Genomic DNA, 606 nt, shown 5'->3' with positions numbered 1-606 from the left:
CATTTTTAGAGCCCGTCAAAATCGCAATCCATTTATAGAGTTGACCTTGGGCATCTGAGGGTACGAGCAACTTGATAGAGCTTTTAGCGCTCATCTTATTCAAGTCTTTGGCTATGCCCGACAGCGCTTGCGCCGCCATAACCCACGGCACGGTTAACCAAGCTGCCGGCACCAGTAACATCGCTAAAGCAACAACCTGCGTTAGCAAACCGATATTCATGGTGCGATTCAGACCTAGCCGAGCACCTAGCCAGCCACCAACCAGGTTGGTGATGACACCAAACACCTCATAAAAGATGAACAGCATCGCGATTTGTAAGGGGCTATAACCGAGGCCATAAAAATACAGCACAACCAGCATCCGCAGCGCGCCATCGGTCAATGTGAACGCCCAGTAGTTGCCCGTCACGACCATGTACTGACGAATTTCTGGAGACAGCTCCCCAGATGATCTCCCCAACAACGCCATGAGGTGTTACTCCATATCCATCCGTCCAACCATGCGCATTAACTCAGCCGTTCGGTTTGCATAGCCCCATTCGTTGTCATACCAAGCATACAGTTTTACCTGCGTATCATTCACCACCATGGTCGAAAGCGCATCAA

The 606-nt window shown here is 50.3% G+C and carries 1 protein-coding gene and 1 pseudogene; both read right to left on the bottom strand.

The window, feature by feature from the left end; translation table 11 throughout:
* On the bottom strand, nt 1–469 hold a 469-nt coding region (locus tag A3750_RS05090), incomplete at its 3' end, for an MFS transporter (RefSeq protein WP_156498424.1).
* Between the two features lie 6 nt (nt 470–475).
* Nucleotides 476–606: pseudogene (locus A3750_RS25285) on the bottom strand (type I glyceraldehyde-3-phosphate dehydrogenase); the annotation flags it as partial.

It is taken from the genome of Oleiphilus sp. HI0079, assembly GCF_001635105.1.
This window is presented reverse-complemented; position numbering and strand designations above follow the sequence as displayed.